The organism is Photobacterium panuliri, assembly GCF_059920555.1.
The window spans coordinates 2,358,602-2,372,795 of sequence record NZ_CP197192.1; the positions used below are offsets into that span (position 1 = coordinate 2,358,602).

The 14,194-nt window shown below is 47.6% G+C and carries 10 protein-coding genes; 6 read left to right on the forward strand and 4 right to left on the reverse strand.

Annotated features, from left to right (window positions below; genetic code table 11):
• Nucleotides 1–273 precede the first annotated feature (273 nt).
• Nucleotides 274–1,062 (reverse strand): HNH endonuclease signature motif containing protein, encoded by a 789-nt coding sequence (locus tag ACSF8X_RS10975; protein ID WP_500849948.1) that lies wholly within the window; start codon nt 1,060–1,062, stop codon nt 274–276.
• Between the two features lie 351 nt (nt 1,063–1,413).
• Here ACSF8X_RS10975 and ACSF8X_RS10980 point away from each other — a divergent pair, with 351 nt between their 5' ends.
• The gene (locus tag ACSF8X_RS10980) at nt 1,414–2,370 is read left to right on the forward strand and encodes an IS110 family RNA-guided transposase (RefSeq protein WP_500849941.1); all 957 of its coding nucleotides are present in this window, start codon (nt 1,414–1,416) and stop codon (nt 2,368–2,370) included.
• A gap of 39 nt (nt 2,371–2,409) precedes the next feature.
• Here ACSF8X_RS10980 and ACSF8X_RS10985 read toward each other — a convergent pair whose 3' ends face one another.
• Nucleotides 2,410–2,814, reverse strand: coding sequence for an SH3 domain-containing protein (locus ACSF8X_RS10985; protein WP_080544944.1), 405 nt, complete (start codon nt 2,812–2,814; stop codon nt 2,410–2,412).
• Nucleotides 2,815–3,224: 410 nt separating this feature from the next.
• Between ACSF8X_RS10985 and ACSF8X_RS10990 the strand changes: the two genes are divergently transcribed.
• Both ACSF8X_RS10990 and ACSF8X_RS10995 read left to right on the forward strand, forming a co-directional pair.
• Entirely contained in the window at nt 3,225–4,187 is a 963-nt protein-coding gene (locus ACSF8X_RS10990; protein ID WP_500849949.1) for an integron integrase, read from the forward strand.
• Nucleotides 4,188–4,688: 501 nt separating this feature from the next.
• Entirely contained in the window at nt 4,689–6,347 is a 1,659-nt protein-coding gene (locus tag ACSF8X_RS10995; RefSeq protein ID WP_500849950.1) for a putative transporter, read from the forward strand.
• A gap of 222 nt (nt 6,348–6,569) precedes the next feature.
• Here ACSF8X_RS10995 and rlmC read toward each other — a convergent pair whose 3' ends face one another.
• Nucleotides 6,570–7,709: a 23S rRNA (uracil(747)-C(5))-methyltransferase RlmC gene (gene rlmC / locus ACSF8X_RS11000; protein ID WP_500849951.1), complete on the reverse strand. Its 1,140-nt coding sequence runs from the start codon at nt 7,707–7,709 to the stop codon at nt 6,570–6,572.
• A 237-nt stretch (nt 7,710–7,946) separates the two neighbouring features.
• Here rlmC and ACSF8X_RS11005 point away from each other — a divergent pair, with 237 nt between their 5' ends.
• From ACSF8X_RS11005 to ACSF8X_RS11015, 3 genes are all read left to right on the forward strand, one after another.
• Nucleotides 7,947–8,924: a LysR family transcriptional regulator gene (locus ACSF8X_RS11005; protein ID WP_500849952.1), complete on the forward strand. Its 978-nt coding sequence runs from the start codon at nt 7,947–7,949 to the stop codon at nt 8,922–8,924.
• 154 nt (nt 8,925–9,078) lie between these two features.
• On the forward strand, nt 9,079–10,188 hold the full coding sequence (locus tag ACSF8X_RS11010) for an NAD/NADP octopine/nopaline dehydrogenase family protein (protein ID WP_047880541.1): 1,110 nt from the start codon (nt 9,079–9,081) through the stop codon (nt 10,186–10,188).
• A 50-nt stretch (nt 10,189–10,238) separates the two neighbouring features.
• On the forward strand, nt 10,239–11,645 hold the full coding sequence (locus ACSF8X_RS11015) for a YfcC family protein (protein ID WP_500849953.1): 1,407 nt from the start codon (nt 10,239–10,241) through the stop codon (nt 11,643–11,645).
• A gap of 437 nt (nt 11,646–12,082) precedes the next feature.
• Here the strand turns inward: ACSF8X_RS11015 and ACSF8X_RS11020 are convergent, their stop codons facing one another.
• The gene (locus tag ACSF8X_RS11020; RefSeq protein ID WP_500849954.1) at nt 12,083–13,942 is read right to left on the reverse strand and encodes a methyl-accepting chemotaxis protein; all 1,860 of its coding nucleotides are present in this window, start codon (nt 13,940–13,942) and stop codon (nt 12,083–12,085) included.
• Nucleotides 13,943–14,194 lie beyond the last annotated feature (252 nt).

A 14,194-nucleotide genomic window follows, 5' to 3' on the forward strand; every position in this document is an offset into this window, starting at 1 on the left:
GAGCCGAGCCTGAAACTAACTGGCGCGGAAGCAGCCATTCTCTTTGAATAGTGCCTGCTCGGGTTAACTGATGAATGTCTAGTGGCCCTGCGTAAAACTAGCAGGCAGCGGTGAGACCGCAGTAAGAGACCCTCAATATGTGTTTGTCGTAAGCGACGATAATCGACAGAGCGAAGTAGACAGCTTTGTTGTTCGATTATATTGGCTGCTACGCAGCCAAGGGGGACTGCTTTACCCCTTGACACCCCAAAGGCTCATATGTGTTATGCCTCTTTACCACTTAATATCTTTGAATTGAAAACGAATATAATCGACCAATGCTGTATGACTATAGATAAAACTTTGTACAAGTGGGCTCACAGTCTGTTCGACAAGACCTATTTGTTCATCTGAGAGGAATCTCTTGTTAATTACAGCAAATTTTCCATTGTCATCTCCAACATACGTGTTGTAACAGGTATAGTCAGTTCCAAACTCACCGAATGAATAAAACTTATCCCCACATATATTACTTAAAGTAAAATTTTCTATTTCCTCTGCATTTGATAAGAATGTTTCCCACAACCAAGTGAGTTCCTTATCCCAAAAAGGATATGCTTGAGGATTCCCCTTCCTAAAGTTAAAAAAAACGTCTGAGATGTCAAAGTCTAAGGATAGTTTATGAGGTAAATCCATCACCATTCCTCTCAACTTCAAAAATGGTATAAATTCAAAGAGAACATTTAATGAGTTGAGATCCTGCTCGTACTCTCGATTCCTATTAAGACGCGCTGTGATATCAGCCTCATGTTTTGATTTAACTTCACGAAGCCAATGTTCAGGATAGTCTGATGGTCGTGAATCTACTTTTTTATGATCAATCGAGCAAAGCAAAATCAGGTTATCATACGTGTCGTTTTTGGGAGTATTTTCATTGCCTCTGGGGCCTTTGGGGCTTTTTGCAATTATGTGGGCCATTTCCCCAATAACCACTTCGTCCTCTATTACATTCCGCTTGCAAATATTGCACTGACCCGCCGAACGACTGAACAGTTTTTTTATATCAGTTTGATTAATTGCCACTTTTCTATCCTTTATACTCCGCGAGGCATAACGCCCTGTTAAGGTGTGAGCAACGCAATACCGAAGCTCCCGCATACCACCTTAAACACTAAACGCAACGCATAGTGAAAATGCCACGCGTTGCGAATCACACTTAAACAGTTTGTATGGATAATAAGCTTGTCATTTGGGTAATGTGAGACCCAAGCTTTAGCTGCAACTAAAGCTTCTTATGCGGCAGTTCGTTTGAACGCTGGCTCCTCTATCGAGAGACCGATAACAAACATGAACGCCGCATAGGACTCCAAGCATCAACCTCGAATAGTCGACTGGGTCTCGAACCCGCATTTCGCAAGCAAGAGTTAGCTTATTATGAATACAAGCACACATCAAAACATTCATGTCGGTGTTGATACAGGTAAGTCACAACTAGACATTTTCATTCGCCCACTTGATATCTTTTTTACTGTTAACAACGACGAGAAAGGTATCAAAGAGGCCATCAAAACAATCAAACAATATGTCCCACAGCGCGTTGTAGTCGAAGCAACTGGACGTCTTGAAATGCCGTTCATCATTGCTTGTTCAGAAGCAAAACTTCCCTTTGTTATTGCTAACCCCATACATATAAAACGGTTCGCCGGAGCCATTGGTCAGCGAGCTAAAACAGACAAATTAGATGCTAGACTCATTGCTCACTATAGCGAGGCCATTCAACCTAATCTGACGCAACTGAAACCTGAAAATATGCGTTTAATGAGTGATTTAGTCGCTCGCCGTCATCAACTGCTGACCATGCAAACCATGGAGAAAAACCGATTACAATCACTTCCCAAACATCTTGTGAGCACCATCAAACCTGTGCTCACGACCTTTAAAAATCAGATAGAAAAAACTGAGCAAAAAATCCTATTTCTTATTGAATCATGCCCTGAGTATCAAAACAAAAATCGTCTTCTGCAGAGCGTTCCTGGCATCGGAAAAGTCGCAGCTGCATCCATCATTAGCAACGTTCCTGAGCTTGGGCTTATTACCAACAAACAAGCCGCTGCACTCATTGGCGTTGCCCCCATCAATCGAGAAAGTGGACGCTATAAAGGCAAGCGAGTCATTCAGGGGGGACGAGCACAAGTACGCACCGTGCTCTACATGGCTATGATGTCTGCGATGCAGTGTAACCCTGTTTTTAAAGCTACTTACCAGCGACTTTTAGATGCAGGAAAACCGAAAAAAGTCGCCATTATTGCGTGTGTAAGAAAGATGGTTGTGATCTTAAATTCGATGATTCGAGATGGCGTCATGTGGAACGAAAACATAGCCAGAAATTAGCTATTGACGCCATAGTCGTTTGTTAGCCGTCTTTGCCAGTTACTTGTAACTTACATATTGCTTGCTCACGTAACCAACCTGACTATCGAATGCAATCTGATAAAAAAGCGGATTGGAAGAACTCAAAACCCGCAACTTCATGCCTCTTGTCACTTTTCCCAACACTTCAGCGTCAGCCGATGCGGCTTTTCGTACATTCAAGACACTTGCAGTAACTACATAACTCTTTGATGCAGTGCGTGTCTTGTTGTTAGAAGCTGAATAACTGTTGTTTGTGGGCGTATACGAAGACCTGAATGAAGACGTGTAACGTTTTCTTCGACTGGTACTTCTACCGCCACGCTTTCTACCTCTCCTAGCTTCAACGTCTAGAGGCGTTAAGCCCAAAAGGAGGGCAAAAAAGCCACCAATTAAACCAAATGATTTTCTTCTGTTGCTGTTCATACATTAATGCAAAATAAAAAGGTGCAGCATTATATATGCAACAGAGACAATTGATATAGAAACTTAGACGGCTAACAGTGTATTAAACAGCATGCTCGCTTTTCCCAGCCTAATACACGCTTAATTTCACACAATTTTCTTATCAGCATCCTTTTAAGTCAATAGGTTGCATAAAATCATTGTTGCTTAACGGCTGTTTTTCGCTCGCACAAAGCGAGCATTCGGTATTAATGAGACCTCATTAACACCGAGAAACACCATAAATAACCATAATTATCAATAATTTAAAGGAAACTAGTGAGATAAATACCTGCATTCTTTGTCTCATTATTAGCAGATCAATGTTGGTCATTTTCTATCATTCCATTATAACTGTGTTTATATACAGTTATTTAAAACGGAAGATATTGATGACAGGCTCACCTTTTATGCAACAAGTACGAACGGAATTACGTACACGTCAATACAGTATTCGCACAGAAAAAAACTATATGTACTGGGTTCGCTACTTCATACGTTTTAATGACAAAAGACACCCTGCTGATATGGGAAATAGAGAAATTGAACGTTTTCTAAACCATCTCGCTATCAACAGAGATGTCAGCGCCGCTACGCAAAATCAAGCTCTATGCGCTCTTATATTTTTATATCGATTCGTTATTCGCCGTGACATTCAAGGATTAAAATATAGTAATACTCGCAAGCCTAAACGCATACCAATAGTTCTTAACAATGAAGAGGTTAGTGCTATTTTCCAGCATCTTGATGGAAAATATTGGTTAATTGCAGCGCTTCTCTATGGATGTGGTTTACGTATTCAAGAAGCATTAGCTCTCAGAATCAAAGATATCGATTTTACTTCAAGGTCAATTTTGATTTTTAATGGTAAAGGAAGCAAAGATCGATACACTTTACTACCAGAAAAACTCATTGCGCCTTTGCAATCACAAATTATCCTTGTAAGACAAAACCACCAAAAAGACTTAGATGATGGTGCCGGGAAGGCTTCAGTACCTCCCGCCTTGCTAAGAAAGTACAAAGGTGCATTAAAACTCTACGGCTGGCAATTCCTCTTCCCATCCAGTCATCGCTGCGTCCATCCTTATGATGGCTATATATGCCGCCATCATTTACACGCAACAGCATTTTCAAGAAAACTTAGAGAAGCTGTCATAGCCAGTGACATACCCAAACGAGTCACGGCCCATACATTCCGCCATTCGTTTGCAACGAAACTGTTGGAAAATGGCACTGACATTCGCACAGTTCAAGAGCTACTTGGGCACTCAGATTTGCGCACAACGGAAATCTACACCCATGTTATAGGCAACCGCCGGGCGGGAACCAAGAGCCCTGTTGATTTCATCGTTTAGTGGCAAAGCTCTCACTCTTGGTTTTCTGAGTGGCTAATTTCATGAGCAAAATCTCACTTTTAGTTTGCTCCCTCACAGTTTTTGTAACCAAATATTACAAAGTCTTGATGTGCGCCACAGTTTGCCTGTCGGGCTCTTAACCTCTTGTCGAGACAGGCGTATTTTGTTTACCACACATAAATTTTGTCCCTGAATATGGCGACGGTGTTGTTATCCACTAACAGGTAGTTGATACACGGTTTTTCCCGCACCGATTTTGGTTCCACCAGCTGTAGATACCCGCTCTCTAACCACTCCTTTCGCGCCACGGCGAAATCAGTTCTTACCGAGTTGTTGCTACCCCTGGCGTTTCATTGCCACCAAAAGGGGCTGGCGACTCTTTGCCATCAATTTGACATTCCGATCTGGCAAGGCGCCAGTAGGCCGGTCTCGGTTTCACTCCAGCCCTGCTCGGCTTTCTGCTAGCGCCTTGCCAGATCGATATTCAATTAGGAGAAAAACATGAGCGACATTGCACTCTCTATCAGCATCCTTGCGCTGGTGGCGGTGCTGGGCTTGTGGATCGGCAACTGGCGCATCTATGGCGTTGGGCTAGGGATTGGCGGGGTACTCTTTGGCGGTATCTTGGTTGGTCACTTCACCAACGACTGGGGCATCGTGCTTGATTCGCACACCTTGCACTTCATCCAGGAGTTCGGGCTGATTCTATTTGTCTACACCATAGGTATACAGGTCGGCCCGGGCTTCTTTGCCTCGCTGCGAAGCTCTGGCCTGAAGCTAAACGGATTTGCCGCCCTCATCGTTCTGCTGGGGTGTCTGGTTACCATTGCGCTTCACTATCTGTTTGAAGTCCCGCTGCCGGTTATTCTCGGGATTTTCTCCGGCGCGGTCACCAATACCCCCTCTCTGGGTGCTGGCCAGCAAATCCTTGCTGAACTGGGTGCCCAAGAAAGCATGCAGGACCTCACTGGTATGGGTTATGCCATTGCATATCCATTCGGGATCTGCGGGATCTTGCTGACCATGTGGATCCTCCGCTTGATCTTCCGGGTCAATGTCAGTGACGAGGCCACAAACTTCGACCAGCAAAATGGCCATAAGAAACTGAGCCTGCATACCCTCAACGTGGCTATCAAGAACCAGAATCTCAATGGGTTGATGCTCAAGGAAGTCCCGGCCATTACCGAAGGGGATATTGTCTGCTCTCGCCTAAAACGCGGCAACAAACTGTTTGTGCCAAAGCCGGATTCCAAAGTTGAGGTTGGCGATCTGCTCCATCTGGTAGGCAACCGCAATGCCTTAGAAAAAGCCAGGCTGGTTATTGGTGATGAAGTGGATGCCTCGCTCTCTACCCGAGGTACAGAGCTGCGGGTGCAACGCTTGGTGGTAACCAACGAAATCGTTCTGGGTAAGAAAATCCGCGATTTGGGGCTGAAGGAAAAATACGATGTGGTGATCTCGCGGCTTAACCGAGCCGGTGTCGAGCTTGTACCAACCAGCCAGACAACCCTACAATTTGGCGACATTCTCAACTTGGTCGGCCGTCAGGAATCCATCGAATCCGTTAGCGGTATTGTCGGCAACGCGCACCAAAAACTCCAGCAGGTGCAAATGCTGCCGGTCTTCCTCGGTATTGGCCTTGGGGTATTGTTGGGCTCTATTCCTATTTACCTGCCCGGCTTTCCTGCTGCGGTCAAACTCGGCTTGGCCGGCGGCCCGCTCATTGTCGCCTTGATCCTGGCGAGAATCGGCAGCATCGGTAAACTTTACTGGTTCATGCCACCAAGCGCCAACCTTGCCTTGCGCGAAATCGGGATTGTATTGTTCCTTGCGGTAGTCGGCCTCAAATCTGGTGGCGGCTTTATCGATACCCTCGTCAACGGCGAAGGGATGAGCTGGATGGGCTACGGAGTACTCATTACCTTTATTCCGCTTATCATCACTGGGGTTGTCGCCCGAATGTTCGGTGGCCTCAACTACCTGACAATCTGCGGCATGCTGGCCGGTTCGATGACCGATCCACCCGCGCTGGCTTTTGCCAATAGCCTGCATCCAACCAATGGTGCGGCGGCGCTGTCTTATGCAACGGTCTACCCGCTGGTGATGTGTTTGAGGATATTGTCACCCCAGCTGCTGGCGCTGCTGCTATGGGCGCTATGATGCCCCAGCGTTTACCTGTTATCGCTTTATCAGTAACAGTGATATAAGCAAGGGCGACATAAGCACAATAGCTACGCAGATAATAGCTACATAGGCAAATTACCATATAGATAATAGCGGCATAAACAACAGATACACGCTATCAATACAAACAAGCCAGACATCATGTCTGGCTTGTTTTTTTAAGGTACTTATTTAATAAAATATCAGGCTATGGATGGATTATGCGTTTCGCTCCAGCAACACCATCACTTCGGCATGCTCGGTATGCGGGAACATATCAAACCACTGCAAGCGCTTAGGCTGATATTCAGGCATCGCGTCGATATCCGATTTGAGCGTCTGCGGATTGCAGCTTGAGTACAACACATAGCGCGGCGCCAATTCCACCAGCTGCTCTGCCAGCACCTTGCCCAGTCCACGTCGCGGCGGGTTAACCAGCACAAGCTCAGGAACGCTATCATGCATCAAGGCAAACTTGGCAGAATCCAATGCATCGAAGTCCAAATTGGTAATACCCATTTCGTCCGCCGAACGCTTGGCACTGGCAATGGCTTCTGGCTCGATTTCAATCCCCGTCACCGCATCCGTTACCGATGCACAATGCAAGGCAAAACCACCTACCCCGCAGAACAAGTCCCACATTTTTTCAGGGGCAAGCTCTTTAACCCAATCGCGGGCTGTCGCATAAAGCTGCTCGGCCACCTTGGGGTTCGTTTGGAAAAAGCTCTTAGGGCGAACAACCAAAGGCACATCGTTGAAGCGCTCAACCAAATGCTGATTCTCGGTCAGGAATATCTCCTCATCACCTTCCAGACGTGCCATATGCACCGGTTGCAGGTTTACCGACACCACAGTCACTGCCGGAAATGCCTGTTGCAGGCGGGCAAGGTTTTGCTCAATACGCCCCATTGCATCGCGGCTGCGCAATACAAAGCGCAACATGAACTCGCCACTGTTCTGGCTGCGGGTTAGCAATACGAACTTCAGCTCGCCTTTTTTCTTGGCTTTATTGTAGGGCGGAATGCCGGACACGCGGATCCAATCTTGGATGTACGCAAGCAACGCCTGCATATCATCGGGATATAATGGGCAATGTGTCAGGCTGACAAGCGTATTGCTGTCGTTGGTTTGCACATCAGCACCCAGCACGGGCGCATGGGCAGCACCAAGCACGACCATCTTGGCCTTATTGCGGCAGCCGGTTTCATCGCTCAGCACTGGCTCCAGCCACTGCTCTGGCATACGCTGGGCAAACAATGATTTGAGTGCCTGATCTTTTTGCGCGACCTGTTGGGCGTATGGCATGCCCATGTTCAGGCATGATCGACACTGCTGCTGGTTAAAGAAGTCACATTGCATCGTGCTGTACCGGATGAAAAAAGCGCTAGTCTATGCTTATTGATGAAAATCACCATATAAATAATTCATCATTACGATAAGCAATATTGATTTTCGTGATTTCCTTATTTCCCCGCTGAAAAACTGGTCATATTTAAGTCGCTTATCATTTCTCTGTCAGCTAAATCCTTGCTGCTTCAAAGAAATTATTTCAGCGCTTTGCTAGCCTTGCGCCATTCTTCCCCATACGGCCTACTCATGAAGTTTTCCCAGCTCAATGCCTTCAAAGCAATTATCGAATGCCAAACCGTGACCGCCGCCGCCGAGCGCCTTCACCTAAGCCAACCTGCCGTCAGCCGCCTGCTGTCCAGCCTTGAACAACGGCTCGGCTTCAAGCTCTTTATACGCAAAGGCAACCGCCTTGTACTGAGCGACGAGGGCCAAGCTTTCTCTCTTGAGGTTGCCAAAGTGTTTGACGCCGTATCCGGCTTGGACGAAGCAGCGATATCAATCCGCTCCAACCATTTTGGCAGCCTCAATATCGCAGCAATGCCGTTGCTTTCTAATGCCTACCTGCCTCGGGTACTGGCCCGATTCCTCAGCAATGCGCCCAAACTCAAAATCGGCTTTAAAACCTACCGTTCGGGCGATGTGGTTCGCCATGTACAAAGTCAGACAACCGATATCGGCTTTGCCTTCATTGATAACACCAGCATCGCAGGGGTTAAAGCGCAGCGGGTTGAGTGCGAATGTGTCTGCCTTATTCCAGCGTCATCTCCCTTGGCCAAGCATCAGGTGATCGATATCTATGATATTGCCGACCAAGTGCTGATCCGCCATGAGAAAGATGCCACCCAACGGCGCATCGATGCCCTGCTCCGACGCTACAACCTCTCGACCATCGAGCAAATTGAAGTCTCGCTAGCCAGTACAGCGGCGGCTCTGGTTCGCGAAGGGCTCGGAATCGCCATCACCGACCCTTTCACCGGCGTGATAGACAGCGAACATGCCCACGTTGTCATGCGCCCCTTGGTCTTCAGCCTGCCATTTGAATTCGATATCCTTTACCCGGCCCTCAAACCGATCCACCGTCATGCCGAGAGTTTTATCGAGCACTTCATGCTGCTGGCCGACGCGCTGGATATCCAGCTGAAAATTGGGCCAATGCGGGATCTCGATCAGCCGCCAGTTGCGCCACCTCACAATTCGCCACAGCTTGCCACATCATGCAAATAAGTAAGTTATCATTTAAATTTCAAAAGGTTAAAAACAAAGAAGCACGTCAGTATAACTTTTTTGCATGGCTGATTGTGCCTTCGGCATTGGCGAGAAATACCGAGTTTTCCTTACTGTGTATCCAACAAAACGCACAACACATTAAGGAATAATTATGACAACGCGTGTCGCTGTAATCGGCTCAGGCAATGCCGGGCTAACCGCCGCCTACCACTTCACTCTTCAGGGTGCGGATGTCTGCCTGTATGGCGCAGCAGGTTTCGACCAGCCCCTGACAGATATCGAACAACGCGGTGGTATCGAGGCACTAGCGAGCTTCAATGATGTGTCCCTAAGCTACGCCGGGTTCCAAGCCATTGATAAAATCAGCCGTGATCTGGCCGAAACACTGGCCTATGCCGATCTGATCGTTATGCCGGTTCCTTCGTTTGCCCAAGAGCCACTGTTCACCAATATGCTACCCCACCTGCGCAACGGCCAAATCCTGATGCTGATGCCGGGCAACTACGGCTCGCTGGTTCTCAACCGGATCAAACACGAACAGGGCTATGACGATCTCGATATCACCTTTGTCGATGCAATCTCGATCCCTTGGGCAACCCGCATTGTCGGCCCTGCCGAATTGGCGATTCTCGGTATGAAAGAGTTCCTGCCCGTTGCCGCCCTACCCGCTCACCGCACTGCCGAGGCAATTAAAGCCCTACAACCTGTCATGCCGTTGCCGCTCACCCCACTGGGCAACGTCATTGAAGCCGGGCTAGAGAACATCAACTTCGGTGGCCACCCGCTGCTAACCACGCTGAACATGGGCCTGCTGGAAAACTTCGACGGCCAATTCAACTACTACAAAGACTGCTGCTCAGTCTCTACCGCCAAGGCGGCCGCCGTCATGGAAAACGAACGCCTAGCTATCGGTGCAGCGCTGGGACTGTCACTGAAGCCCGAGCTGGAGGCGATGAACGCCCTCTACGCGATGGACTGCAAAGACGTTTACGAAGTCAACCGTACCTCCGAGACCCACGGCAAACTTAACAGTGCCCCGAACTCGGCCAGCAACCGCTACATCACCGAAGATGCCGCCTACCTGCTGGTACCATGCTACGAGTTTGCCCAGCTTAGCGGCATTGACACCCCGATGCTGACAGCCTGCCTGCACATCGACAATGCCTACAACGACACCGATTACTTCGTTACCGGACGTACCTTGGAAAAAATGGGGCTAGACAACCTGACAGCAAAAGAAATCATGGAATTTGTTGCCTGATATCGGCAACCGAAACAATGGGGCCATGCGCCCCATTTAAGGAATACATAATGAACAAAATAAAATTCCCCTCTGCCTACACTATCCTGATGCTTTTGACCGTTCTGATGGCATTGCTGACTTGGCTGATCCCTGCCGGGCAATACCAGATGGTCACCAACGAGACTCTGGGCCGCATGGTGCCGGTGGTAGGTTCCTACCAAACCGTCGATGCCAACCCGCAAGGGATCATTGATATCCTGATGGCCCCGATTCAGGGCTTTTACGATCCGGCCAGCTATGCCGCCCGCGCTGTCGATGTCGCCTTGTTCGTGCTGGTGATCGGCGGTTTCCTTGCCGTGGTGACCCAAACCGGCGCCATTGACGCAGGGATTGCCGGTACCATGAAGCGCCTTGCCGGCCGTGAAAAGTGGATGATCCCTATCTTGATGGGCTTGTTTGCCCTCGGCGGTACCGTCTATGGCATGGCCGAAGAAACAATCCCCTTCTATGCCCTGCTGATCCCTGTGATGATCGCCGCCGGTTATGACAGTATCGTCGGTGTGGCAATTATTATGGTAGGCGCGGGGATCGGCTGCCTTGGCTCAACCATCAACCCCTTCGCGACGGTGATTGCCTCTAACGCCGCAGAAATCAATTTCATGGAAGGTTTCGCACTGCGTGCCGCGATTCTGGTCATTGGCTGGCTCATCTGTGTGTTCTACGTCATGCGCTATGCAGAGCGGGTAAAACAAGATCCGTCCAGCTCAATTGTTGCCCACCAGCACGACGACAACCTGCGCCATTTCCTTCACAGCAAAGAGCAACAAACCCCTGAGCTGAATACGACCCGCAAGGCCGTACTGGCAATCTTCGGCCTGACGTTCTGCGTCATGATGTGGGGAGTTTCAAGTGCTGGCTGGTGGATGGCCGAACTCTCTGCCCTCTTTATCGGCTCCAGCATTCTGGTTGGCTTCGTTGGCCGCCTGTCTGAAGTGGAAATCACCGACAGCTTTGTTAACGGCGCGCGCGATTTGCTCGGCGTGGCACTGATCATCGCCATCGCCCGTGGTTTGGTCGTGGTCATGGACAACGGCAATATCACCCATACCATTTTGAACTACGCTGAAGGCCAGCTGGGCGGTTTGAACGAAATCGCTTTCATCAACGCAATCTACTGGGTTGAGGCCGTACTGTGTATCGTGGTGCCATCGTCTTCTGGCTTGGCGGTACTCTCTATGCCTGTTCTTGCCCCACTGGCCGATTTTGCCGGGGTGGGCCGCGAACTGGTTGTAACTGCGTTCCAATCAGCCTCTGGCCTGCCTAACCTAGTAACCCCGACATCCGGTGTTGTTATGGGTGGCCTTGCTATCGGCCGCGTCGCCTACTCCTCATGGCTTCGCTTCATCGGCCCGCTTATCGGTATCCTGACAGCAATGGTCATGATGCTACTGAGCCTCGGCGTCATGATGAGCTAACCGACCATAATTATTATCTTTCGAAATTAAAACAACCCTTTCAGTTGGCACAAAAAAAGCCGGTGATACCCTCACCGGCTTTATTGCGTTGAACGATATAGAAGCCATTAAAAGCCGCACCTCCATCACCGATTCACTCCCAAACTTAGCACCATGATAGGCACATCAACTACTGTAGCTGTAGCTGTAGCTGTAGCTGTAGCTGTAGCTGTAGCTGTAGCAACAATCTCAATACCTTTGTTGCCTCGTCATAGCCAGATATCTTTGTCAGCACAGCAGGAAAGATTAATTAATCAAGCCAGCCCCGCTCACCACCGAATACACCGGCAATAGGCAAAGTGATCTTAATAGCATCACTGACGTGGAGATAAAAAAGAAACAAAAAAGGCAGTGATTACTCACTGCCTTTGCCAATACCTATCCGGTTATTTTCAATCTTATCCCATCTTAAAGTAAGACATTTCCTGTCGCATCGCTTCAATCAATGCGGAGATTTCCCGGTTAACGTCGCTAATCAAGCGGGCGTTATCCAAACTGATCTGTACGGTATGGTTAATATTCTCTACTCGGCGGGAAACATCCATCGTCACCGATGACTGCTCTTCCGAGGCCGTTGCCACCAAGGTATTGATATCAGACATTGCTTCAACTTTCGCCATGATCCCTCTAAATGCCTCGGAGATCTCCAGCGACATCCGGTATGACTCTTCCACCAAGCTAGAATTGCTCACCATGAACTCATCAGCTTTCTTCGATTGCTCCTGCAGCTGCAAAATAATCGACTGAATATCAATGGTTGATTGCTGAGTCTTGGCTGCAAGCGATCTCACCTCGTCGGCAACAACGGCAAAACCTCGGCCCTGCTCACCAGCGCGCGCGGCTTCGATTGCAGCATTGAGAGCCAGAAGGTTAGTCTGTTCCGAAATCGACGTGATCACATCCACCACAGAGCTGATCTTGTCGCTATATTGGCGCAACTCGCTGACAATCAACACCGACTCTTTGATTGAATCACTCACCTGAACCGAAATAGACTCAGAACGCTGCAAGGTTTCAGAACCCACGGCAACCACCTGAAGAACGTCACTCGCTTGGGTATCAGCCTGAGCCGCGTTATGCGCCACGTCAGTGGCTGTCGAGGATAGCTCGGTAATCGCCGCCGCCACCTGCTCAACTTCCATCGACTCGCTCTGGGCATTATCCTTGTTATCTTGGATAATCGATTCAATTCGTGATTGGTTGGCAAGTAATGAATCCGTCACCGTATTCGTGGTTTGAGTTATCGTTTTGATACTTTGTTGCATATTACGCAAGGATTGCGACACCAAGCCATTTGGGTTGAACTCAACCGATACGATATGGCCAAGAGCAAATTGCTCTATTTTTTCCGCCAGGGCTTCCGGCTCCTCGCCCAAGTTGGTATTGATCTCTTTCTTTACAATAGCAAATACGATAAGCGCAAGAATAACGCCGACAGAAAGCAACAGCATCACGAACATTGTCAGGATAGTGTTTCTATTTTCAAACGTACTATTTTGAAGCGTAAACGCGAATATATCGTATTGGTTATTATAGTCCTGCTTCGAAACAGTAAAATATTCACCTTTATCATTTTCATACAAAAACGGTTCATCGGTTACCGACTTATAAATCGGCATAATATCGTAGACATTTTTGCCTTTCCAAGATGCTGTCTGGCTATCGACAAACAATACATGGCCATCTTTGGCCGCTATTGTAAATTCCATCTTGGTTCTCAGCAGATCCTGAGTAATATCAACATCTATGCTCAAAACACCGATAATACGATCGAACTCATTACGAATAGGCGATGCTACACTGATAATCGTCTCACCCGTGGAACTGATATAAGGTGAGGAGATAACATTTTTTCCAGACATCGGCACCATAAACCATTCACGCTGCTTCTCTTTGGCATTGAACCCATGCATGATACCGCTTAATTCATTGGAATAAGTGAATGTTTCACCTGATGGCTTACTAAAATAAACCCCCATATACTTGCCGTTTGATTCTGTAACGATCTTTTTCATTATCGCCAATGTTTCATTGTCAAAATCAAATCGAGCAAACGTATTTGCCAAGGCATTCACGCTATTCTGTGTATTCGATAACGTACTTCCTAATGCCGATGTCAGGGTATTAACGACAACCTCATTCTCTTTCTTGATATTTTCGTTTGTCCAGCTTTCAAGATAACGATAGCTAACCAAACAACTAATAAATATCAAAATAGTTAATGTTGAAACAAAATAAAGCGTAATTTTCTTAAGCATGTCCCTCTCCTAGGGCGATCATGAACGACCTATCACTATCCAAAGCTTTCCGAAATCATTGTATTTATACAGCTTTCGCTCATAATCAAAAACGATAGTGCTACTTTCTGTTTACATTAATTTAAGCTGGCTTAATAACTTAACAATACAACTGTATTTTTAATATAGTTATCCATCTAGCGAATATGCTTATTCCAGATAAGAATACTTATATTTCTATATCAAGCATTCTAAATAGATGGATAAGCACCA

What these genes read in the sequence shown, in the direction of transcription:
- ACSF8X_RS10980 (WP_500849941.1), top strand. Translation starts at nt 1,414, where the DNA reads ATGAATACAAGCACACATCAAAACATTCATGTCGGTGTTGATACAGGT.
- ACSF8X_RS10985 (WP_080544944.1), bottom strand. Translation starts at nt 2,814, where the DNA reads ATGAACAGCAACAGAAGAAAATCATTTGGTTTAATTGGTGGCTTTTTT.
- ACSF8X_RS10990 (WP_500849949.1), top strand. Translation starts at nt 3,225, where the DNA reads ATGACAGGCTCACCTTTTATGCAACAAGTACGAACGGAATTACGTACA.
- ACSF8X_RS10995 (WP_500849950.1), top strand. Translation starts at nt 4,689, where the DNA reads ATGAGCGACATTGCACTCTCTATCAGCATCCTTGCGCTGGTGGCGGTG.
- rlmC (WP_500849951.1), bottom strand. Translation starts at nt 7,709, where the DNA reads ATGCAATGTGACTTCTTTAACCAGCAGCAGTGTCGATCATGCCTGAAC.
- ACSF8X_RS11005 (WP_500849952.1), top strand. Translation starts at nt 7,947, where the DNA reads ATGAAGTTTTCCCAGCTCAATGCCTTCAAAGCAATTATCGAATGCCAA.
- ACSF8X_RS11010 (WP_047880541.1), top strand. Translation starts at nt 9,079, where the DNA reads ATGACAACGCGTGTCGCTGTAATCGGCTCAGGCAATGCCGGGCTAACC.
- ACSF8X_RS11015 (WP_500849953.1), top strand. Translation starts at nt 10,239, where the DNA reads ATGAACAAAATAAAATTCCCCTCTGCCTACACTATCCTGATGCTTTTG.
- ACSF8X_RS11020 (WP_500849954.1), bottom strand. Translation starts at nt 13,942, where the DNA reads ATGCTTAAGAAAATTACGCTTTATTTTGTTTCAACATTAACTATTTTG.